19 protein-coding genes are annotated in these 22,829 nt (G+C 57.4%); 14 read left to right on the top strand and 5 right to left on the bottom strand.

What is annotated here, in order from left to right:
* Positions 1-16: 16 nt before the first annotated feature.
* Both ACR0AO_RS08410 and ACR0AO_RS08415 read right to left on the bottom strand, forming a co-directional pair.
* The gene (locus ACR0AO_RS08410) at positions 17-718 is read right to left on the bottom strand and encodes a response regulator (RefSeq protein WP_480602382.1); all 702 of its coding nucleotides are present in this window, start codon (positions 716-718) and stop codon (positions 17-19) included.
* Positions 715-1,227 carry a MarR family winged helix-turn-helix transcriptional regulator gene (locus ACR0AO_RS08415; protein ID WP_480602384.1) on the bottom strand — a complete coding sequence of 171 codons (513 nt, stop codon included), beginning with the start codon at positions 1,225-1,227 and terminating at the stop codon, positions 715-717. Before ACR0AO_RS08415 ends, ACR0AO_RS08410 begins: the two co-directional genes overlap by 4 nt.
* A gap of 156 nt (positions 1,228-1,383) precedes the next feature.
* On the opposite strand from ACR0AO_RS08415, the gene ACR0AO_RS08420 reads away from it, so the two are divergent.
* Positions 1,384-2,250, top strand: a complete 867-nt coding sequence (locus tag ACR0AO_RS08420) for a branched-chain amino acid aminotransferase (protein ID WP_480602386.1) — start codon at positions 1,384-1,386, stop codon at positions 2,248-2,250.
* A gap of 79 nt (positions 2,251-2,329) precedes the next feature.
* Here the strand turns inward: ACR0AO_RS08420 and ACR0AO_RS08425 are convergent, their stop codons facing one another.
* Positions 2,330-3,931 (bottom strand): adenylate/guanylate cyclase domain-containing protein, encoded by a 1,602-nt coding sequence (locus ACR0AO_RS08425; protein WP_480602388.1) that lies wholly within the window; start codon positions 3,929-3,931, stop codon positions 2,330-2,332.
* Between the two features lie 81 nt (positions 3,932-4,012).
* Positions 4,013-4,306 (bottom strand): hypothetical protein, encoded by a 294-nt coding sequence (locus ACR0AO_RS08430; RefSeq protein ID WP_480602390.1) that lies wholly within the window; start codon positions 4,304-4,306, stop codon positions 4,013-4,015.
* Between the two features lie 469 nt (positions 4,307-4,775).
* On the opposite strand from ACR0AO_RS08430, the gene ACR0AO_RS08435 reads away from it, so the two are divergent.
* From ACR0AO_RS08435 to ACR0AO_RS08490, 12 genes are all read left to right on the top strand, one after another.
* Positions 4,776-5,204, top strand: a complete 429-nt coding sequence (locus tag ACR0AO_RS08435) for a hypothetical protein (RefSeq protein WP_480602393.1) — start codon at positions 4,776-4,778, stop codon at positions 5,202-5,204.
* Between the two features lie 2 nt (positions 5,205-5,206).
* Positions 5,207-7,222, top strand: a complete 2,016-nt coding sequence (locus tag ACR0AO_RS08440) for a dynamin family protein (RefSeq protein WP_480602396.1) — start codon at positions 5,207-5,209, stop codon at positions 7,220-7,222.
* An 8-nt stretch (positions 7,223-7,230) separates the two neighbouring features.
* Positions 7,231-9,006: a dynamin family protein gene (locus ACR0AO_RS08445; protein WP_480602398.1), complete on the top strand. Its 1,776-nt coding sequence runs from the start codon at positions 7,231-7,233 to the stop codon at positions 9,004-9,006.
* 21 nt (positions 9,007-9,027) lie between these two features.
* Positions 9,028-9,429 carry a hypothetical protein gene (locus ACR0AO_RS08450; protein ID WP_480602400.1) on the top strand — a complete coding sequence of 134 codons (402 nt, stop codon included), beginning with the start codon at positions 9,028-9,030 and terminating at the stop codon, positions 9,427-9,429.
* A gap of 24 nt (positions 9,430-9,453) precedes the next feature.
* On the top strand, positions 9,454-10,320 hold the full coding sequence (locus ACR0AO_RS08455; RefSeq protein ID WP_480602403.1) for a hypothetical protein: 867 nt from the start codon (positions 9,454-9,456) through the stop codon (positions 10,318-10,320).
* A gap of 80 nt (positions 10,321-10,400) precedes the next feature.
* On the top strand, positions 10,401-12,443 hold the full coding sequence (locus tag ACR0AO_RS08460) for a dynamin family protein (RefSeq protein ID WP_480602405.1): 2,043 nt from the start codon (positions 10,401-10,403) through the stop codon (positions 12,441-12,443).
* Positions 12,440-13,744, top strand: a complete 1,305-nt coding sequence (locus ACR0AO_RS08465; protein ID WP_480602407.1) for a dynamin family protein — start codon at positions 12,440-12,442, stop codon at positions 13,742-13,744. Before ACR0AO_RS08460 ends, ACR0AO_RS08465 begins: the two co-directional genes overlap by 4 nt.
* A 347-nt stretch (positions 13,745-14,091) precedes the next feature.
* Complete coding sequence (locus ACR0AO_RS08470) at positions 14,092-16,416, top strand: serine/threonine-protein kinase (protein WP_480602410.1); 2,325 nt, start codon at positions 14,092-14,094, stop codon at positions 16,414-16,416.
* Between the two features lie 180 nt (positions 16,417-16,596).
* Positions 16,597-17,625: an FHA domain-containing protein gene (locus tag ACR0AO_RS08475; RefSeq protein WP_480602412.1), complete on the top strand. Its 1,029-nt coding sequence runs from the start codon at positions 16,597-16,599 to the stop codon at positions 17,623-17,625.
* 3 nt (positions 17,626-17,628) lie between these two features.
* Positions 17,629-18,414: a PP2C family protein-serine/threonine phosphatase gene (locus ACR0AO_RS08480; RefSeq protein ID WP_480602415.1), complete on the top strand. Its 786-nt coding sequence runs from the start codon at positions 17,629-17,631 to the stop codon at positions 18,412-18,414.
* A gap of 33 nt (positions 18,415-18,447) precedes the next feature.
* On the top strand, positions 18,448-19,713 hold the full coding sequence (locus ACR0AO_RS08485) for a LysM peptidoglycan-binding domain-containing protein (RefSeq protein ID WP_480602417.1): 1,266 nt from the start codon (positions 18,448-18,450) through the stop codon (positions 19,711-19,713).
* A 34-nt stretch (positions 19,714-19,747) separates the two neighbouring features.
* On the top strand, positions 19,748-20,854 hold the full coding sequence (locus ACR0AO_RS08490) for a peptidoglycan-binding protein LysM (RefSeq protein WP_480602421.1): 1,107 nt from the start codon (positions 19,748-19,750) through the stop codon (positions 20,852-20,854).
* A 257-nt stretch (positions 20,855-21,111) separates the two neighbouring features.
* On the opposite strand, the gene ACR0AO_RS08495 is transcribed toward ACR0AO_RS08490, so the two are convergent.
* A complete protein-coding gene (locus tag ACR0AO_RS08495; RefSeq protein ID WP_480602424.1) occupies positions 21,112-21,561 on the bottom strand; it encodes an Lrp/AsnC family transcriptional regulator in 450 nt (149 codons plus the stop codon).
* Between the two features lie 118 nt (positions 21,562-21,679).
* On the opposite strand from ACR0AO_RS08495, the gene ACR0AO_RS08500 reads away from it, so the two are divergent.
* Positions 21,680-22,828 carry an amidohydrolase gene (locus tag ACR0AO_RS08500; protein WP_480602427.1) on the top strand — a complete coding sequence of 383 codons (1,149 nt, stop codon included), beginning with the start codon at positions 21,680-21,682 and terminating at the stop codon, positions 22,826-22,828.
* Position 22,829: the final 1 nt, after the last annotated feature.

The following is a 22,829-nucleotide window of genomic DNA, read 5'->3' on the forward strand; positions in this document are numbered from 1 at the left end:
CGCGCAGCGGCTCTGGTCAGTCCGGGGCGAGCATGTATCCCGCACCGCGTACCGTTTGCAGGTAACGCGGCTGTTTCGGGTCGGTTTCGATCTTGCGGCGCAGACGGGTAATCTGGACATCCACCGCACGCTCCTGTGCCTGCCCCTTGTCGCGGCCCAGATCCTCGACCAGTTTGGCGCGGCTGATCGGCTCTCCGGGCTGGGCCGAGAATATCCGCATCAGCTGGCTTTCGGTGGCGGTCAGGCGCACCGGCTCTTCGCCCTGCCACATCTCGCCACGCTCGATGTCGTAGCGGATCGGACCCAGATGGAGGATTTTCGGCGCACTATCCTGTGCCGAGGCTTCAGGCATCCGGCGCAGGATCGCGTTGATGCGCAGCAACAGTTCCCTGGGCTCGAACGGCTTGGCCAGATAGTCGTCGGCCCCGGCTTCAAGCCCGGCGATCCGGTGTTCGGTTTCGCCACGCGCGGTCAGCAGCAGGATCGGCGTGGTATGGGTTTCCCGCAACGCGCGGGTCAGGCTGACGCCATCCTCGCCCGGCATCATCACATCCAGCACGATCAGGTCGAAATCCAGCCCGGACAGCACCCGGCGCGCATGGGCTGCTTCGCGGGCCGCCGTTACCAGAAAGCCGTGCCGCATCAGGAACTTCTTGAGCAAGTCCCGAATGCGTTCGTCATCGTCGACGATCAGAAGATGGGCATCCATGTCACTCATGAGGTCGTATCCCGTAGCTTGGTATAGGCACCACGCATATCAGCATCCATCATTGCTTCAAGTACCTTGCGGAATCCGGCCACGGCCTCGGGACCGGCATCCTTGTAGGCGGCGCGCATCCGCGAGCGCTGGGCATCCGACAACCTTGCCTCGAGCGCCCGGCCGGCCTCCGTCAGGAAAAGATGCCGCTCGCGTTTGTCCACCGTGCCCACGCGGCTTTCGACCAGACCGTCGGCGATGAGCGTGCGCAGCACCCGGTTCAGAGACTGTTTGGTGACGCCCAGAATGGCCAGCAGGTTGTTCACGGTCGTGCCCGGCGCGCGGTTGATGAAGTGCACCGCCCGGTGATGGGCGCGGCCATAAGCCAGCTCTGCCAGGATCCGATCGGGATCGGCGGTAAAGCCGCGATAGGCAAAGAACATCGCCTCGATCCCCTGCCGCAATTGTTCGTCGGTCAGAAACAGCAGGCTTTCACCACCAAAGGACGTTGCCGCACGGGTTTCGGACATAATGCGCCTCTTTCGTTGCCTGGTTCGACTTTATGTCAGTCTTGTTGACATTCCAAGGGCGAACAGGTATCGAATCGCAGCTTTTGCGCAACAAAATGTCCGTATCGGACCTAAGTGACGCAATAATCGAAAAATGCCGGTTCAGGAGGTCTTGGCATGGCGAGTTATGACGATCGTGATGGTGTCATTTGGATGGATGGCGAGCTGGTGCCGTGGCGCGACGCCAAGGTGCATATTCTGACCCATGCCATGCACTATGCCTCTTCCGTGTTCGAGGGCGAGCGCGCCTATAACGGCAAGATCTTCAAAAGCCGGGCACATTCCGAGCGTCTGGTCGCATCGGCCAAGGCACTGGACATGCCGATGCCTTATACGGTCGACCAGATCGAGGCCGCCAAGGACGAGGCGCTGAAGGCATCCGGATTGCAGGACGCTTATGTGCGGGCGCTGGTCTGGCGCGGATCGGGCGAGGATATGGGTGTCGCCTCGGCTGCGAATCCGGTTCGTATGGCCATCGCCGTCTGGGGTTGGGGCGCCTATTATGGCGATGCCAAGATGCAGGGTGCCAAACTGGCGATTGCCGAATGGAAGCGGCCAAGCCCGGAAACCATTCCGGTTCATGCCAAGGCGGCGGGTCTATACATGATCTGCACCATCTCGAAACACAAGGCGACGGCGCAGGGCTGTTCGGACGCGCTGTTCATGGATTACCGTGGTTATGTGGCCGAGGCGACAGGTGCCAACGTCTTTTTCGTCAAGGATGGCGAAGTGCACACGCCGCTGCCTGACTGTTTTCTGAACGGGATCACCCGCCAGACCGTGGTTCAGATGCTCAAGGACAAGGGCATCACCGTGCACGAGCGCCACATCATGCCCGAGGAAATGGCGGAATTCGAGCAGTGCTGGCTGACCGGCACCGCCGCCGAGGTTACGCCGGTGGGGCAGATCGGGGAATACATGTTCACGGTCGGCGACCTGACGCGGGATATCGCGGAATCCTACGAAAAGCTGGTGCGCTCGTAAGTAAACTCAGGTTGGACCCTTGCCATCTGCAAGGGTCCATCTGCAACTGCTGGCTGGCTTTGGGGGTTACCCAAAGAGTTCATTTTCCCTCTGCCTTCGTCACCAACTCAAAGGCGGAAACGGTTTGTCCGATGCCCTTGAGAGCGAAAGGCCCGGCCGGTTTCATGGCGCTTTCCACCTGCCATGCGGTTGCATGGGAAATCAGGATCTGGCCATTGCCAGCGACTTCGCAAAGGCGGGCGGCGAGGTTGGGGGCCGGGCCAATGGCCGCGTAATCCACCCGTCCTTCAAAACCGATCTGGCCCAATGTTGCAGCACCGGTGGCGATCCCGATACCAACTCCCAGGCCGCGCCCGTCCGTTCCTGCCTGAAATGCGGCCATCGACCTGCTGATCGCCGCCCGCATTTCTCTTGCAAGATCCACTGCCCGTTGTGCCGCATCTTCCATCGGGACCGGTGCTCCGAACAATATCATCACGCCATCCCCCAGAAACCGTTCGAGGGTTGCGCCTCCCGCCTCGACCAGAGGGCCGCAGGTGCCGTGAAAGGTATTGAGCGCCGCAACCACCTGATCAGGTGTCGCGGCGTTGGCAAACGCGGTGAAGCCCCGCAAATCCGCGAACAGCACCGTTATCTCTGTCCGCTGTGTGCGCAGAACATCCTTTTCGTCGGTCGCGCCAACGATCATCTCGGCCACTTGCGCGGGCAGGAAACGCCGCAGGCGGTTGGTGCGTTCGATTTCTTCAACCTGAATTTCCACTTTGTCTTCAAGCACCGCGTTCAAATCGGCGAGCTGCGTCTTTTGCGCCTCGACCTCGCCATATAGCTTCCCCAGTTTCTCACTGGTCTGGTTCACATGTTCAGCCAGTTCACCAAGCTCGTCTCGATTGGGAACACTGACTCGCGCGTCAAACCTTCCCTTGGCAAGGCGGCCAAGAGCCTGCCTGGTCACGCCAATGGGCCACAGAAGTGAGGAAGATATTGAATAGCCGAGAAAAAGCGACACACAGACGGCGCCGAGCGCCGCCGCCAAAATGCTACGGCGCGACGTCAAATAGGCCTGCTTGTTCATGCGCGCCCGGTTCCGCATTTCCACTTCGATCCGTTGAACGGCCGAATAGGCCTCGCGTTGCATGCGGCGGATCGGGTACCAAAGCTCATCAAGCCCGACCGCGGCGGCTGCGTTGTAGTTTTTCTCTTCCCGCAATCTGAATATCCTGACGACAACGGGTATGATCGCTTTCACATCCGCGCGCAGATCCGAAATGATCTTTGCGTCCGGCATGCCCTCTTGCCCGAACCGCCGCACGCCATGGGCCAGATACAATTCCAGATCGCCTGCCCGGTCATGCACGGAAGAGCCGGGAACTTTGAAAAACGCATCATCAGCATTTCCTGATCGCTTCGGGAGGTTCAGCGCAAGGTTGAGAGAGTTCAGCTCGCCAAGTGCCGTGTAGACGTCGTTGAAAAAGGCGATTCTCTGCTGATCGTGAATCATAGCCTCTGCGCGGTCGTTTGACTGCTTCAACGTCGTCAGCGCGAAAAGCGTCAAACCCACCAGCAGGAATGTGATCCCCAAAAAAGCGATCAAGAGCTTGGTTCGCACGGAAAAAGCCAAAACTGCGACGCTGCGAACGACGGGATTGGGCCTGTTGGCTCCGATTTTCCCGAGATCGGACATTACCTCAGGTCCACTATGCAATTGATCAAACTAATTCCATATTGCTGCAAAATACGCAAAGAATCCACCTACAGGGCACCCTCATTCCACGCCCTGTATGATCTCGGCATAGGCGTGGAAAACGTCTAGGGCCAACACGCTGGGCCGCAATTTCCACAGCGTGGCCCGCTGATTGGTGACGGCAACCTCATTGACATGCGTCTGTGACCTGCCGGAGAGGATCGTCAGGCTGTCGGCCACAATCTCAATAACGTGTGGTGCTTGTCGATGATCAGTCGGATTGCCGGGCCACGCCTGAATGGTCACCGCTTTCTTCGTTCCGTCTTCCCGCATGGTCTGTGTGTTTCGCTCGGTCCGCGCGACATCGAGGATCATCAAGTGAGCTTGGTGCATGCTTCAAGAATTGTAAGAAATGGCAGACCGATTTGCGGTTTCAAGGCCACCATTCCTCGGAGCAAACCGTGTCAAAGCGTTGGGGTGACACAGGGCCAATCACCCAATTGCATCAATTTTCGGAACAATAGTGATATTTGAACACACACTGTTTCAGGGCTTTCGCCTGCGACGATGAGAGAGCCGAGTGCCTCGTTGACAACGCAGAAGGTTGGAAAATGCAGGTAACTAGATGAAAAATATAGATATATTCACCGGATTTGAGCTGGCCGGTCATTCCGGCAGCATTCCATCTCAATTCCGCCCCAATTCGGACCCCAAAAATTCCCAATCAGGTCAAACAAACACCGTCTTGAGGGCAATGCTCGTAACCCGGAAGTTAACGAGTCCTTCCTGCGAATCTGGCAGGTGTATCGATGTTCAATCAACTCCAAGTTAAAGGGTTTGTGTCGTGAGCGAGCAGTTGAACCGAATGGCCGCAGAGGAAGAAGCCGACTTTCTGGCGCGCGATAGTTTTATCTCGGAACTGAAGATGCTGAACAGGCAATATCCGGGAACGGGCTTTTGCATATCACTGCGCACGCATTCCGGTGAACAGTTTCTGATGGCGAATTCCAGCATGCCGCGGCCGGGAAATAAATCCCAAGGCTTTCCGACAGGCCAGCGTGTTGCTAGTCTTGAAAACGGAACACGCTTTCACTCGATCGAAGTGTTGGCCGATTCTGAAGCAGTAGCAACATTCAGTCCGAAGACCGAAGCCGATATGCTAAGTGATGTGTTAGAACTGATTGCACGGATCGAAGCCCCGGCCAACCTTCCTGCAGGGCGCACTGGCGCGCGGGAACACACGGGGAATGTGGCGACGGGAACCGGAGAGTAAATATGGCGCGCAACGACCACCTGTTATCTGTCGGAAACGAGGCGCTGACGCCGATGAAGTCGGCGATGACGGCGCTGACCACGCAGATAGACCAGTTGACCGAGGTGGCCGATGCGCGTTCATCGGCCCGTCTGGCGACCCTCAAGACCCGGATGGAGAATTTCGTCGCAAGCGTGACCTTTGTCGGACAGGTGAAAGCGGGCAAATCGACGGTCGTGAACATCCTGACGGGACGCCCGGGATTGCTTCCATCGGATGTTAACCCCTGGACCTCGGTTGTCACCACGCTGAACATCAACACCATGCCTCCGGGCGGCACCAAGGCGAAATTCACGTTCTTCGATCAGGAGGAATGGGACAACCTGATGGTTGGTGGCGGGCGCCTGGGCGAACTGGCCAACCGCGCCGGTGCGGATGACGAAATGGATGATATCCGGCGACAGATCGCCGAGATGAAGGAGAAGTCCGAAGAGCGCCTGGGCAAGCATTTCGATCTGATTCTCGGTCAGCATCACCAGTATGATTATTTCGACGAGGAATTGGTTCAGCGCTATGTGTGCCTGGGGGATGAGGATGATCCGGACATCAACCCGAATACAGGGCGATTTGCCGATGTGACCAAAGCGGCGGAACTGTATCTCGACCTGCCGCAATACCCCATCTCGCTCAAGCTTTGCGACACACCCGGCGTGAACGATACTTTCATGGTGCGCGAGCAGATCACACTGCGCAGCCTGCGCGGCTCGGAGGTTTGTGTGGTGGTTCTGGCCGCCAGTCAGGCGCTGACCACAATGGATATGGCACTGATGCGGATCATTTCGCAATTTGAAAACCGCCAGATCATTTTGTTCATCAACCGGATTGACGAACTGGCTGATCCGGTCAACCAGGTCCCTGAAATTCGCGAGCGCATCAACCAGACGCTCAAACAGAACAACATCAGCGAAGACACCAGCGTGGTGTTCGGCAGCGCTATCTGGGCCGAGGCGGCGCTTACCGGAAACGCCGATCTTCTGACGGAAGAATCGCACAGGTCGCTGAACACGCTTTACATTGCGGCGGGTTTTGATCCGGCCACCGCGTCGCTGGACAAGATCTGGGCGCTGTCGGGCCTGCCCGATCTGTTGCTGGCCATCAACGAGCGGATTGCCGAAGGTGCGGGTGCGCGTCTGATCGACCGGGTGCGTCATCGCGCTCGCAACATCGCAAGTCAGATCCGGGCCACATCCGTTGCAAAAAACATGACCGGCGCGGAAGAGGGCATTGTTCGCGATCTGGATGGGCTGTCGCCGGACGAAGCCATTTCCAAAGTTCTTTCCGAATACGAGGAAAAGGCCTCGGCGCTGACGTCCGGATTGCGTCAGAAGGTGATGCAGCGCCTTGCGGCGGCCGAGGAGAATTTCGTCAAACGCGCCACCGACTCATTGATCGCGCATCTGGAAGAGAACGGCGAAAAAGGCACATGGCAATATGATCCCGCTGGGTTGCGCACTTTGCAAAAGGCGGCTTATTTCAGCTTTGCCCGCAACATGCGCAAGGAGGTCGGAGATCTTTACGGTGATGCGGCCCGGGATATCGAGGCCGTCTATCACAAGCTGCTCGGCAACCACTTGGGTGAATTCAGCATCGAAGCCCCGATCGTTCCGCGGGTTCCGCCGCCACTTGCGATCGGACGCACGATTGCGCTTGATCTGCAAAGCACCTGGTGGCGGCGCTGGTGGCAGCGGCGCAAAGGGTTCGAGGCTTACGCATCTGACTATACCCGTCTGATCGCGGCCGAGGCCCGGTCGATTACCAAGGATATCGAAGAAAATCAGATTGCGGCAGTACTGGAAAATGTCCGTGCGGCACTGGATGACTTCATGCGCGAGCAAAAGGAAACCCTGCTCAGCATTTCGCAATCCGCAGACCAGAATCCCGAGCGCCGCGCCGCGTTGGCAGCAGGTTTGCAACCTGAAAAATCCCGGGATGAAATTCTGGGAGATATCCTGAAAGACCTAAGCAACGAAGCAGCGTAAGAAGTAAAATGGCCAAAGAAAACAAAATCCGCTTCGTCACGCCTCAGCAGAGGAAACGTATCGAGCGATGGGCCCGCCGCAAGCCGGTGTTTGCCTTGATGGGAGAGTTCAGCGCCGGAAAATCGACGCTCTTGAATTTTCTGGTGCGCAAGAACACCCTGCCGACGCAGGTCACGGCAACGCAACTGCCTCCGGTTTGGTTCTCATGGGGCAACAAGCCGGCATATGTGGTGCATCACGACGGCAGTAAATCTGAGATAGACCTGCAACAACTGGATCAGGTCAGCATGGATGATGCACAGTTCATTCGCATTTTCCTGAAAGCGGATATCCTCGAAGCCGTCGATCTGATCGACACGCCCGGGATCTCCGATCCTAAAATTTCGTCGGATGTTTGGGAACGCGCCGTGGGGCAGGCTAATGGTGTGATCTGGTGCACACATTCCACACAGGCCTGGCGCGAAACCGAACGTGCGACCTGGGTTTCCCTGCCGGACCGCCTGCATCACAACTCGCTGCTGCTGGTCACGCGGGCGGATGCCCTGAACGCGAAGGACCGCCAGAAAGTGCTGCGTCGCGTGAATCGTGAGGCTGGCCATCTGTTCAACCGGACAATTCTCTTCTCGGCCAAGGACGCGATCATCGCCCGCGATCACACCGGCGACTCCGAGCTTTGGATGCGCAGCGGCGGCAGCAAAATGATCGACAGCTTTCTGGAAATTACCGAAAGCATTGTGAATGAACGGGCCGATATGCTGGCGCGGTATCAAGTGGATCGAAATGTCACCAGCGCGCTGCCAACAGGCGGCGAAGCGTCGGCAGTGGTGATGCCGGTTCGTCCGACACGCGTTCAGCGACGCACCGACGAGGGTCAGTCCGAAGCTGTTCGCTCTCGGATCGATACCGGTGAGGCCGACAGATTGCGTGAAGAAGTATCGCTGCGGGAAAGCGCCACCAGCCCCGAGGTCGCGCCATCAGAGGATGAATTGCGATCGGTGTTTCGGCTGCCGACCAACGCAACGTCGGATACCAGTTCCGGGCCGAGTGCCGATGCGGCTGATCGGCATCCGCTCAGGTTGCTACAGGAAAACGCGGTTTCGGATGACGATTTCTTAAGCGAAACCGCCGACTCCGATGACGCGATCGAACTGGAAACCTCGGTCGAATTCGCGCTGGCGGAAGAAAGCCGCGAAGATACGTTGGGTGTCGAAGATGAGACCTTTGTGGTCTTCAAGATCGACGGCACGGATGAAACTCCGGCGGAAGATCACGCACAGCTAGAAATTCCGGAACCGGCACCTGAACGGGTTCAGCTGGAAACCATTACACTGGCTGACACGGACGATACTGAAGCGGAAGAACCCGAGCCGGATGTCGTCTCTTCGATCACAGCCCTGATGGCGGCGAACGAAGGTGAGGACGAGTTTGAGGCCCCCTTGGGCGACGCGGATCTGCTGTCAGAAGATCAGCAGGCAAATATCTTTGCTCTGCCGGAGGCAACTTCTGAACCGGCTCGCGAAGAGGATGAGGCGGAAGACCCGACACCAGAGACGATATTCGAGATGCCGGCAGGCACGCCGCTGAACGCCACCGCCATGTGGCACGAGATTGTCGAAGCCGAAGAATTGCCCGACGATGCCGAGGAATTGCTAGGCATTTTCCAGTCGTTTTTGGAAGATTTCGACCAGGCCGCGGCGAAACATAACGCCCGTCAGATGCAGGATGCACTGCATGCCATCCCGGGAGTGCGAAAGAAGCTGGGATCGGAATGGCATGTTCTGTGACGCTGGTTGGTGGGGTGATACATGACACTTGATGTTGCTCTGAAATCTGCAATGGAATCGATACCTGATTGCTTTGCCGCCGGGTATTTCGACATGGCAACGGGGATGCTGCTTGGCCTGCAGGCGGATGATGCCGAAGCCGAGGAAACTTTGGAGATTCTGGCGCTTGCAATCGCCAGTTTGTTTCAGGGCAAGGGTATCCAGGCTTTCGAAGAAGTGATGCGCGGGGTGGGGCACGATGAAGATGACGCGCAGTGTTTCGGGGAAATTGCCGTCTTTTCCGGCGACCGTTTGCATGTCTTCATGCGTACCAAAGAGTATCCGGATCAGGTCGTGTGCTATATATGTCGCGACAGCGCCAATGTGGGGCTGGCGCTCACAAAATCACATATGAGTCTCGGGGCAGTTGCGGCGGTCGTGTAGCACCGGACTTGAGGGGGAATGGCCGTGATCGACACGGAAATCATCGACATGCTTGGCAACCTGGGCCGCAACGCGAAACCGCGTTTGTCGCCTAGCACTCAAATTTCCGGTGAGTCCGCCGGCGACCGCCGGGCGGCGCTGTTGCAGACCATTCGGGCAACGGTTTTGCCCCGCCGCATGGAAATAACTGCGGGCGACGGGAATCATCTGGTGATCGAAGTCAGCAGTTCCCGCGTAACCGGTGTTCTCGACGCCAGTGTCGGCGACTTGCCGGATTTTGACGCGGACGCGCGTGGCGGGGTCACAGACAAAGTTGCACAACTCCTCACGGCTGTCAGTGCAGCGCCTGGTCCTCTCAACCTGATATCGCTGTATCCGGACAAAACCCCGGACGCGGACGATGTCGGGATCACGATGTCCGAGATCGAAAAAGCCTGCGCCAACCTCGCCCCTGTCGTTCAGAAAGCCACAGGCGAAATGACGCCAGCCGAAGACCCGAAGAGTGAAAGAAATACCGCAGAACCCGTCGATGAAGCCTCGCTGGCCGAGCAATTCTTTGAGGGGTCAGGACGGTTCGCACTTGGGCAACTGTTGATTGGATCAGGCGACCAAGCCATGTCGTTTGCCGCCGGTGCCTGCGCACAGGGCCGACCAATGTGCCCCGACGATGAGAAATTGAAAAGATTTTCAGACGATTTGTCGGCGTGGGATGCGGATAGCAGCTCTGTGATTTCAGACCCGCAGCTCATCGTGTTGCGCCCGGCGGGGGGCAAGGGGAACGCCATTGCCATCTTGCGCGATGGGGTCTCGACCGCAGTTTCTGTCCACGAAGGGCGCAAGCTTGGTTCCGTGGTAAATCTATGGAAATCTCTTCTTCGGGATCGGGGGTAGCTTCGACGCTTTCCGTAAACTCTTGTTTTTTGTCGTTTTTCAATGTGAACGTTACACGAATGAGTTCGTAGGGTAATGAAATGAGTGAGACCAGTCGCCGGGAGTTGATCCGGATAGCAGAAGAAATGAATGAAACGGCCAATGATGAAACCCGTTTGTTCATTTCCCGGATCATACGCGATTTGACCGGGCTAAAGCCCGGTGTTGCCTTTGTCGGACAGATAAAGGCCGGTAAGTCTCGTCTCATTAACGGATTCACAGGGCATGCAGAGTTTTTGCCGTCCGACGTCAACCCGTGGACCACTGTGATCACCGACATGCATTTTGGCCATCCTTCCGGTCGCGTAAAGGGGGCGGAGTTTCACTTTTTCGACAACCATCAGTGGCATGCCCTGATCGCCGAAGGTGAAGAACTGCGCAACATGTTCCCCGACGAAGAGGACAGCTATAAACGCGAAATGATCGAAGAGCAGGTCGAGGCGATGAAAAACCGCGCCCGGCTCAGGCTTGGAGACAGCTATGAAAGGCTGATGGGGCAAAGCCACGATCTGGACATGCTGGATTCGACGGACCTTGCCAGATACGTTTGTGCGGGCGATGATCCCACGGACCCCGAAAAAAGCGAGCCGGGCTCGGACCGCGGGCTTTACAGCGACATAACCCGCAAGGCCGAAGTGTATTTCGAACTGGGCCATTTCCCTTTTCCGCTGACCGTCACCGACACGCCCGGAGTCAATGATCCGCTGCTGATCCGCGAGGAAATCTCGCGGCAATATCTGAAAGAAGCGGATTTCTTTGTGGTGGTTCTGTCGGCGCACCAGGCGCTGTCGAGAGCAGATCTGAAACTGTTCCGTCTGATGCAAGCGCTGGAGCTAGGTCAGATCGTCGTTTTCATCAACCGTGTTGACGAGTTGAACGGCGGCGCAGAGGATGCCGCGAAAGTGCGTGCGGATGTCGAAGATGGACTGGAAAAGGCGCTGGGCAATTCGAACATCGACGTTTTGATGGGCAGCGCGCAATGGGCGCACTTTGCCCTGACCGGGGATGAGACCGGCATCAATCATGACAAGGTGCTGGCCTGGCTGCGCGCGCACCCCAAGCAGATGCAAAAGTACCTTGACGGCGTCAGGGACATGAAACAGGGGTCCGGGCCGGTCAGTCGCGAAGCGGTGCTGCGATTGGCCGCCATGATCGCATCGGGTCTGCCGGATTTGCGCGGGCATGTCACCAAGGCGCTGGCCGACGGGCCTTGCGGCGAACAGCTGCAAATGGCGTGGCAGCATCTCAACGGTTTTGCCAAAGGTGATCTGGAGCGGAGTGAAGCCCGCGTGCGGGCAGTGGAGGACGAAGTCGAACCCGACAGTGCACGGGATGAAGAAAACAATGATATCCTCGACTCGCTGCGCGGGATGGTCGCGCTGAAAACCGATGAAGTGACCCGCGATATGGATGATGTTTTCTCCAATCTGCGCGGCATCATGGATGACACCGTATCGGAAATGGTAGCATCGGTCGTGCGTGGCCCGGATGGCTCTTCTCCGCTGCTTGCCAAGGGGGGCGCGACCGAACTGGATTTCTCGCGCCTGCGAGAGCGGATGCGGGAACTGGTGCAGGATGCAACCCAGGTTGTGCGCCAGCGTATGCTCAGCGAGCTCTATACTGTCGATATGCAAAGCGGCGCGGCGCTCAGGAACCTGCCTGGATGGAAAGAAGATTCGGAAAGCCGAATGAACACAAGCGCGGTTCGCTGGTTCCGGCCCAATACCACGGCTCTGACCCGGGGCATTACGGTTGAGTTGCGGGTAAGCTGGCTGTCGCGCCTGATTTCGAAAAGCAGTGTGGTGTCGCGCGCGGAAAGGATGATCACGCAGGAGTTCGAACTGATCGGAGATGATCTTGTCGATACTGCGCGTATCGATCTGCTGGAGCGCCTGGACACTGTGCTGACCCATCACCTTGCCTTGTTGGCGGGGCATCTTGAGAACAGAGATGGCGGCGGCGAGACGAGCGCGAAAGCAAACGCGCAATCCGAATTTGACCGGGCGCGCCGAATTTCGGAAGAACTGGATGCGGTGTTTGGCCCGGCACGGGCCAACAGAAGAAAGGCGGAGGCTGCAGAGTGATCGAATTTCCCGGGACCGAACAAATAGTCCGGCAGCTGGAGCGCTTTTTGTCGGCGACCAGAAACGAGCCGCAAACGCCCCAGTTGCAGGAGTTGCGCGAGCGCGCGTCGGCCCATGTGGACCGGCTGTCGAATGCGGTTGCGATCGGTTTTGCCGGAGAGTTTGGCGCGGGCAAGTCCAGCCTCGCGAATATGCTTGCCGGGGCCGATATTCTGCCCACCGGCCCGAATCACCTGCAATTGCCACTGGTCATCGTGGCCTATGCGGATGAACCCGAGACGACGGTTGGCTGGTGGGACAAACCGCACAAAATCTATGCCGGAATCGCACTTGAAAAAGCGGCAGCGGACAAGCCGGATTTCATCTCGGTCGGTCTGAATTCTCCGGCAATGCGCGAAATTTCGTTGTTTGACCTGCCTGGGTCGGGAGCGTTGGATGAAAGCTATAAACAGACGCTCGATCTACTGAAATTCGTCGACTGCGCCATTTGGTGCAGCAACGGAGCAAACGCGTGGCGCGAAACCGAGCGGCACCTGTGGTCGCAAGTACCCAAGGAGTTGCGGGACAACAGTTTATTGGCGGTGACTCACGCGGATTTGCATCCGGTGCAGGATTCACTCGACCGCGTTCTGGGGCGGTTGCGGAAAGAAACCGGTGATCTGTTCCAGAATGTGGTTCCGATCGGCACCCCCGTTGCGGTCAAGGCAATGTCGAAAGAACCGGAGCCCGATTTCGTGCTTTGGGAATCGTGCGGCGGGCAGGCACTGGCCGAGGCTGTTCTTGGAATCGCGTCTGTGCGTCGTCAGAAAGACATTGATGCGGCGCGGTCGGATCTTGATGAGTTGCTTTTGCCGGAACTTGGAAAACTTTCGGCCAGGTCAGAAAATCAGCCTGCGGTCATTCCCTCTGTCGGCTCCGCCGGTGGGGCGTTGCAGGACAGTCTGAGTGCCGCGCTGCCGCCGCTGTCGAACCCAATTCTCGAAGAATGGCTGGCCGCGATTACCTCGATTTATGAAGATTTGCAGGAAAGCTCCGACATGGACCCCACCACTTTCCTGCAAAGCTGCCAGGAGATTGTCGAGGATTTTGCCGAACGTTTGGACAGCGGCGCTGAACTTGACCCGTCAGCCGATTGGGTACCTGCCGAATTCGAAAGGGCAATGGATCTGCTGCTGTTGCTACAATTCGAAAGCGGGAAAGCACCGTTGCGGGATGCGGTGAATATCCTGGCGCAACTTGGTGACAGTCTGGCCTGGGCAGGCAGTTCGGCCGCCGGTGCCGCGCAAAAGACCGGCACCTAAGTCTGACGGTACCTGATTACGCAGGCCGCAATCGATTCGCTTTGCGTCGATTGAACCCGTATTGCGCGGAATCATCGATTCTGCCGATACATTTTTTCCGGATTAGAGACACTTTTTGGCGCTGTGGGCTTCAGTATTTCGCCGTGTTATGTATAGCATCCACTACGGCTTGATGTATTGCGGCTTCGCTTCATACGTAGGTCATCACGAGGCCCCAATTTAGTCGTAATTAAAAAGTTTAACCATTTTAAGCCCTGTGGCTGTTTCTGGTAGTGAGTGTGTGGGCCTGTGGCCTTGTTTGGCAAGTAACTTTCGGCCGCAGAATCGGGAAGCACGGGCAGGAAAAAATGAGCCAGAATCAGGCTGTCGGACACGATCAAAACGACGAGACGCATATCGAGGCGCTGAGGCCCGGCGCCCGACTTCTTCGTGGTCAGTACGAAATTCTCAGCTTTCTCAACAACGGCGGCTTCGGGATCACGTATCTGGCGCGCGACAGTCTGGAACGCGATGTCGTCATCAAAGAGTGTTTCCCGGGCGCGCTGTGTCGTCGGAACGGCGACAAGGTCGAGGCGGCTGATCCGTCATATCGCGAAGACCTGCATGCGATTATCGATCTGTTTATTCAGGAAGCGCGCAATCATGCGCGGCTGGTGCATCCGAACATCGTGAATGTCCACCAGGTGTTCGAGGACAACCAGACCGCTTATATAGCGATGGACCTGATCAAGGGCGGTGATCTGCTTGAATACATGCAGAACCCCGCGAACGAGGCGACGCCCGACTTTATGGTGCAGGTCGCCGAACAGATGCTGTCGGCGGTATCTTTCATCCATGAAAGCGGCATGCTGCACCGCGATATATCGCCCGACAATATTCTGATCGACCAAAACGACCAACCGGTGCTGATCGACTTTGGTGCGGCCCGGGAACGCGCGGCGAACCAGAATGCGGCGCTGCTGGCGTTGCGGGTCGTCAAGGACGGATACTCCCCGCACGAGTTTTATGTTCGCGGGTCCGAGCAGGGGCCCAGCAGCGATCTCTATGTGTTGGCGGCAACCTTATATCACGCAATCAGCGGTGAGCGCCCGATCGACGGGCAAACCCGTCTGAATGCCTTCAACAACAGCCAGCCAGATCCTTATGCCCCGCTGACCGGTCGGTTCGAGGGATATCCGGACGGATTTCTGGAAGCGATCGACAAGGCGATGGAAATCCATGCGGCCGACCGGGTTCAGACCGCGCTGGAATGGTTGCGTATGTTCCGCGGACCGGATGTCGCTTTCGAAAATTTCAATTATCGCCCGGTATCGGTGATCGTCGCGGTCGACCGGGACGAAAAGGAACCGTTGAGCGAAGCCGAAAAAGAGCGCATTCGTGCAGAAACCGAAAATGCAGAAGCGGTCGTGACCGCTTTGCTGGCCGGCAATTCAGACATTGCAATCGGCGGCAACCCCGATGGTGCAAAGCTGCCCTCCGAACTCAAGCCTCAGGAAGAGGCGCAAGTCGCGGTCGATACCGTCATTCGCAACGACTCGGGTGGCGGCGGCAAGGTGTTCGGCGGCGTTGCACTGGTTGTTGTCGCTTTGGCCGCGGGCGGGTATTTTGCGCTTTCAGGACGCGAAACCGGGCAGACCCCTCCAGTTGCGGCAGAAACTGCAGCTCCGGTCGAAGCGGTGGCAGAATCGCAGAATGAAACAAAGACCGATATTTCCGTCGAGGCAAACGGAACGGACGGTGACGTTCAGGTTGTCACCGACGAAGACGTGCAGGTTGCCACCGCAGATTCGGTGGAACCGGAAACGATCGAGCCTCTTGCCAGCGGGCCGGCGCTTGAAGAGCTTGCCGAAGCGGAGCCCACAACAATCGAAACTGGCGATGAGGCCGCACCGCCTCAGATAATATCCACGGGAGACGTTACCGCCGAATTGGAGGACCCTGAAGTGGCGGTCGCCGATGAGGTGGTTCTGGTCGAGGAAGCAGCCACCGAAAGCGCAAAAGCGGAAGACGTCGCGCAAGCCGAAACTGTCGCGGCAGCCTCGGGGTCCGACGCAGAACCGGTCGACCTGCTTGATCGGCAGATTGCTTTCAGCCATTGGGATGTGGAAATCCCGTTTGAGACCAGCGGCCGCCGGGCGTCGAATGGGAATGTGGTTGCCGTGACCGGGCTTGATCCGAACCAGGACATGACGGTCATCGGTGACTGGATCATGCGCGGTACGGTCATATTCACGATCAATGGTGAACCGATCCCCGATGGGCGGTCGTTTGCGTCGCAGATTCTTGACGACCTGAAAGTGGATTCCGACGGCTATATCCGGGTCGTTGCCCGCTATCGTCAGTTGGGCGAGACGCGTGCCAATAATGGATTGCTTGCCCTACCCGCAATTCGCGTGCTCGGTCTTGCAAATGGGTTGGGATTTGTCGCGCGCGCCGACGAAGGTGAAGGATGGCAAACAATCGCGACCACGACGAATGCCGAAGCAGCGCCGGACTTGCAGGCCAATGATGTTATCGTGCGCGAAACGATTTCAGGTGAGAGCATCGATGGGCCGGAAAGCCTTGACAAGGCACTCGGGATGCTCGTGGCGGATAGTCAGCCCGAAGCCCGACTTGTCGTTCTAAGGGGCGGCGCGGAAATCGACGTTGCAATGCAGCTTGCCAAGGAGTGATCAGGCCGGTGTGATTTTTCCAGCTGTCAGAGTGTGTTTCTGCGGGTCTGACCGAAAGATGCCTGATCGGGGCCGGTCCTGCAGCAGAGAGTAAAAAGTTCAAGTGTTTCTTAAAAAGTCCAGGATGCCAGAGCCGTTGGCCCTTGGTGGAAGTGAAACCCAAATGGAACTTCGGTTCTGATGTTTGTAATGCGAAAGGTCGTCGCCATGTTCAAATACAAAAGCCCCCTGAGTCGGCTTCTCGAAGGTGCCGGCAAATCGAAGGAAAGCACGGAAAGCGAACAGGATGGCGACGCGCCCGAGCCGATTGCAGATCTGAACGCATTGCGAAAGGCACTGGCCGGGAATACCGCCGGTGAGGAATCCTATGAGGACGCCGAGGAACTGATCCCGGAAGAAAAAATGCCTGAATTCGCGTCGGACGAGGAACCCACGGCGGAAGACCTGCAGGAAGAGGCATCTTCTGAGAGCGTGGAAGTGGTTGAGGAAACGGATGAGTTCTCATTTCAACCTGAGGAGGACGGTGAAGACGAGCAGGTTGTCACGCTCAGACTGACGCAACCAGAGGAAACACCGTCTCAGCCTGAAGAAGAATCTGCGGCGGCCGAAGAGACTGACCTGCCCGAACTCGAGCCTGCTGCCGAAGCGCCGATGTCGGAACAAGAAGAACCTGTGGAAAGCCAGGCGCCTGCGATGCAGATCGCTGAAGAGGCACATGCCGCTGAACCTGCTCCGGCGCCGCAACCAGCCCAGAGCCGGCGTGAACGTGTCAAAACGACATTCCTTGGATTTGAGCGCCCCGACACGCATGTCCAGGATCTGATGGAAGCTGAACCCGCTGCGACCGCGCCGTCCCGGCAAGCGGAATTTCCCGTTGGCTGGCTTGTGATCACCTCAGGACCCGGGCGGGGAACCAGTATCGCATTGACCGAAGGCTTGATGCAGATCGGCCGGAATGATGACCAGGCCATTCAACTGGATTTTGGCGACCACGGCATATCGCGCAGCAACCACGCGGTGATTGCCTATGACCCGGAGGACCGCAAATGCTATCTGGGGCATGGCGGCAAGGCCAACCTCGTCCGCCTCAACGGCGGCCCTGTCCTGAGCACGGTGCCGCTGTCCAGCGGCGACACGATCCGGATCAGCGAAACCAGTATCCGGTTCGTTGCATTCTGCGATGGAGATTTCGACTGGCGGGACAATTAACGCATGCTGGTGTCTCCGGTATATGATATCGCGCTTGTGGCGGACAGGGGGCAGCGCGACACGCAGGAAGACGCGATTGCCGCCCGCTATTTCGATGCGGTGAATGCCGGTTATGTCGTGATTGCTGACGGGATGGGGGGGCATGACGCAGGCGATGTCGCGTCCGAGCTTGTGGTCTCGGCCTGGAGGGATGTTCTTGATGGGCAACTCGACGAGGATTCGCCAGCGGAATCGACGTTGCTGGATGCATTGCCCATGGCGGCCATGCAGGCCAACGCTGCAGTATCGGGGCACATAAAAGAACAGGGCGACGATCTGGTCATGGGCGCCACACTTCTGGGAGCCCTCATGCTCGGTAACCGCCTGTTCTGGATCTCGATCGGTGACAGTCCACTTTTTCTGTTTCGGGATGGTCACCTGATGCAGATCAACGAAGACCATTCCTTGGCGCCGATGATCGATGCCAAGGTCGAAGACGGACTGATGACCGAGGAAGAGGCGCGCTCTCATCCCGATCGGAACCGGTTGACCTCGGTGATCATGGGGGCTCCAATCCCCAAGGTGGACTGCCCGGAAAGGCCGGTTGAACTGGTCAGAGGGGATATCCTGATAGCTGCCAGCGACGGGCTGCAGTTTCTCGACGACAAGTCCATCCGAAACATCTTGAACTCTCAGTGTGACGCTCCCTCTCAGGAGATCGCCGACGCGTTGTTGCAGGGATTGCGCGCGCTGGGTGATCCTGACCAGGACAATATATCGATTGCAGTGGTGAAACCCGTGAATGTCTGAAACCAACAGAGTACAGAAAAGAATACAGGGACCATGAAAAAATATCTGATCGTATCCGGCCTTGCGCTTGCTGCCGCAACAGGTTCTGCTGTCGCGCAAGAGGCCTGTTCCGACTATGTTGTCCAGCGCGGTGACAGCTTGCGGGAGATTGCCCAGCAGGCATATGGCTCCAAAGACTATCGGGCCATTTATAACGCCAACCAAGAAGAGATCGGGAACAACCCGAATATCATTCACGTAGGGATCACGCTGAAAATTCCATGCGCCTCCGCTGAGGCAGTGCAAGTGACCAAGCAGCCTGAAACTGAAGCAGAGCGCTTGGCGGCGGAAATGGCGGCGGAACTGGTTCGCAACGCCGAAGAGCGAGCAGAAAAAGCCATCGCCCAGGCCGAGGCTCGCGTTGCGGCCGCCGAAGAGGAAGCCAAGAAGGCGAGCGAAGAGGCCGTGAAAGAAGCCAGGGCCGCTGCCAAACGGGAGATCGAAGCCGCCCGTTCCGAAGGCGCGGCACTGATCCGGAACGCGTCTTCGGACGAGCGCCCCGAAATCCGCGACCGCCAGTTGCTGTTTATTACCGGCGGTGACTATGCGCCGTTCACGGACGAAAACCTTCCAAATCGCGGTCTGTACACCAAGCTGGTGGAAACCGCGTTTCTGCGCGCTGCGCCGGAACAGGCATACAAGATTCAGTTCGTGAACGACTGGAGTTCGCACCTTGATCTGCTGATGCCGACCCTGGCCTTTGACGCCACCTTCCCGTGGTCACGTCCGAATTGCGAAACGGCCGAGGTCTTGTCTGAAAAAGACCGTGAACGCTGTGAAACCTACAACTTCTCGAAACCGTTTTATGAAGTTGTGGATACGTATTTTGCTCAGGAAGGTTCCGGGTACGAAACCACGCGAACATATGCCGACTTTGCGGGCACCACAATTTGCCGCCCCGAAGGCTGGTCCTTGTCACATATGGATGCCGTGGGTCTCTATGAACCGGCAATCAACCTGTATCGTCCCGTGTCGCCGGACGAATGTTTCCATGCGGTCATGGACGGCCGGGCGGACATTGTCGCGATCGAGGCGCATCTGGCGGTCGAAGCGATCACGCGATTGGGATATGAGCATCAGGTCATCGAAAATCCAAACCTTGCGGCGATCAAATCGTTGAATGTGATGACACATGTAGACAATCCTGATGGCGAAGCAATTCTGGACACCCTGAACGAAGGGCTGGCCATCATGCAGCAATCGGGAGAATGGCGCGACATCGTCGCGACCGCTCTGCGTCACCAGATGGAAAACGGCTGAGGCCGGATTACCGAACAACTTGGAGGAAGAAAAAATGCTTGAATTCAATCTCAAACGAGTTGGGCTTTCGGCAGTTGCCGTGACTGCGCTTGCTGCCGGGGCGGCCAGTGCGCAGGAGGCCTGTACAAACTATACCGTTGCCGATGGCGACACTTTGGCCACGATCTCGATTGCCGCATACGGAACATCCAACTATCAGCCGATCTTCAACGCAAACCGTAACCTGATCTCCAATCCCAGCGATCTGGAAACAGGGATGGTTCTTGCACTGCCCTGTGAGGATGGCAGCCTTCCTAATGGACAAAGTGCACAAGAACTGATTGCGGCGGAGGAAAGCCGAAACGCCAATAACCGGGTTTCGAATGTCTATGAGCCCCCCATCAAGCTTGTGACCGGCGGCAACTGGGCGCCCTTCGCGGATGAAGGTTTGAACGGCGGTGGGTTCATCGTTCGCCTGGCAACGACGGCGCTGAACCGTGCGGGGAATTCGCGCGATTTTTCGGTCAGTTTCGTGAACGACTGGGGATCGCACCTCGACACTCTGCTGCCGCTTGGCGCCTTTGACGTCTCCCTGGCCTGGTATATTCCGGATTGCAGCAACCGCTCCTATGAATGGTCCGAAGAAACGACAAAGCGTTGCACGCAATTCGATTCGACGGTCAGTGTCTATGATACGGTCGTGGGTTTTTACACGCTCCCCGAGAGTGACTATGCCAAGGCACGGTCGTTCGCAGATTTCCAGGGCGCCAGCATCTGCCGGATGGATGGCTGGTTCACTCACGATCTGGAAGAGCATGGTGTCGCTGAACCGAATGTAAAGCTGGTCCGCCCAATTTCTGCGACTGAATGCATGGACGCGGTTTTGACAGGGGTTGCGGATGTTGCATCGTTCGAGGTTCAGCTTGCTGCAGATGCGATGAGTGAAATGGGCCTGACACCGAACGACATTGTCGAGAACCCGTTTGTGAACACGTTTTCCAGCCTGCGCTACGTGGCCCACCGGACCAATCCTTATGGCCGTCAGTACATCGCGATGCTGAACCGGGGCCTGAACGAGATGCGTGAATCGGGCGAGTGGTACGCCGTCATTTCGGACACTCTTAAAGAGCACAACGAAAAAATGATGGCGGCGTCCAACTAAGGCGTACTCCAGCCAAAGAAAAAAAGGCCGGTCCGGGGACCGGCCTTTTTTGTTGAGCAGATCCTTGCATCGTTCCCAACTCCGCAAAGGGCGAAAAGTTTCGCGTCTACGGGAATCCCCTAATTTCGCAAAGGCGGGCTTTTGCCTAGTGTTAATACAGAATTTCCCCGGTCCGGCGCAACGCCGAACCACTCACTCTGAAGAGGCTGACATTTTGGGATGTCGGCCTCTTACCTTTTTGGGACATGCGCCCGGCGTCAAAGGATATCCAGCGAAACCTTGACCCTGTCCATGACGACGGATGTCTTGAAACGGCTGATATTCGATTCATCAAAGAAATGTTGCTGGGTAAAGGCTTCGTATTCCTTGATGTCCTTGACGGCCAGGATCAGTATGAAATCCGCCTCTCCGGTGGTGTAGTAGCATTGTTGCACCGTTGAGATGTTACGCATCTTGCGCTTGAACGCATCCAGATGGGCGCGGCTTTCCCGTTCCAGGATGACTTCGACAATCACGGTGAGTTCCCGCCCGACCTTGGCGGGCGAAAGCACAGCAATGTCGCGCTCGATGACGCCGGTTTCCCGCAATCGCTTCAGCCGCTTCTGCACGGCAGGTGGTGAAAGTCCGACGTCCTGGCTGATTGCTTCGGCGGTCAGGCGGGCATCCGTCTGAACCAGCTTCAGTATGCAGAGGTCTTTGTCATCCATGGAGACCAAAAAAATACAAAACGGGGAGGGAGACAACGAATTTCGTACGGTTGCTGCGAATTTCGATGCCCGATCACTCGTCAAATGGAATAGTTTGTGATCCTCAAGGAGGGTCGCAATGACGGGTTTTCATCAACGCCTGACATCCGTCCGGCATCATTTGCATCAGCATCCCGAGCTTGGGTTTCAGGAAACCGGGACGAAAGCTTATGTTGCAGATTATCTGATGAATCTCGGACTGGAGGTGCATGTCGGCGCCGGTGTGGTTGGCATTCTGAAAGCCGGCACCGGAAATCGGGCAATCGGCTTACGGGCCGACATGGATGCCCTGCCGATCAGCGAGAAGTCGGCGCATGGTTATCCGTCGCTGACAGACCATGTGATGCACGCATGCGGCCATGACGGTCACATGGCGATGCTTTTGGGTGCAGCTGAAATTCTGGTGGACAAGGCCGCATTTGACGGCACCGTAGTCTTTTTGTTCCAGCCGAACGAAGAACATGGCCTGGGTGCGAAGGCGATGATCGAGGAAGGCGTGTTGGAGCGGTTCCCTATCGAAGAGGTTTTTGCGATCCACAACCTGCCCGGGGCTCCGGTCGGTCAGGTTTCGACCCGTCCCGGATTGATCTGCAGCAGCGAAAGCCTGTTTGAAATCAGGATACAGGGTCAGGGTGGACATGCCTCGATGCCGCAGGTGGGTGTGGATGCGATAACCGTCGGGGCCGAGATGGTACAGGCGCTGCAAACCATCGTGTCGCGCAAGCTGGCGCCCGGCGCCGGTGCGGTCGTATCGGTTACCGAATTCATAACTGACGGTCAGCGCAACGTATTGCCGGGCAATGCCGTTTTGAAAGGTGATGTGCGGGCCCGCGCACCAAAGGATCGCACGGCCATCGCCGGCTTCATGCGCCAGATCGTCGAGGGACTTGCGGCGGCGCATGGTGTGACGGTCGCGATGACATTTGATACCGAGTTCATCGAAACCATCAACGCGGACGAACCGACCAAAGCCGCCGTAACCGTGGCGCAGAAAATGGCGTTGGAGACGATCCCTGACCGGACGCCCATGAGCTTTTCCGAAGATTTTGCGCATTTCACACAAGCTGTCCCCGGTTGCTTCCTGCTGTTGGGAAATGGCCAGGACGGGCCAAACGGTCAACCGCTTCACTCCGATACCTATGACTTCAACGATGCGTTGCTGCCTATAGGCGCGCGCTTTTGGGCCGAACTGGTGCGCAACCGGCTGCCCGCCAACCAGAAAGACTGAA

Source organism: Ruegeria sp. AF8 (assembly GCF_056541825.1).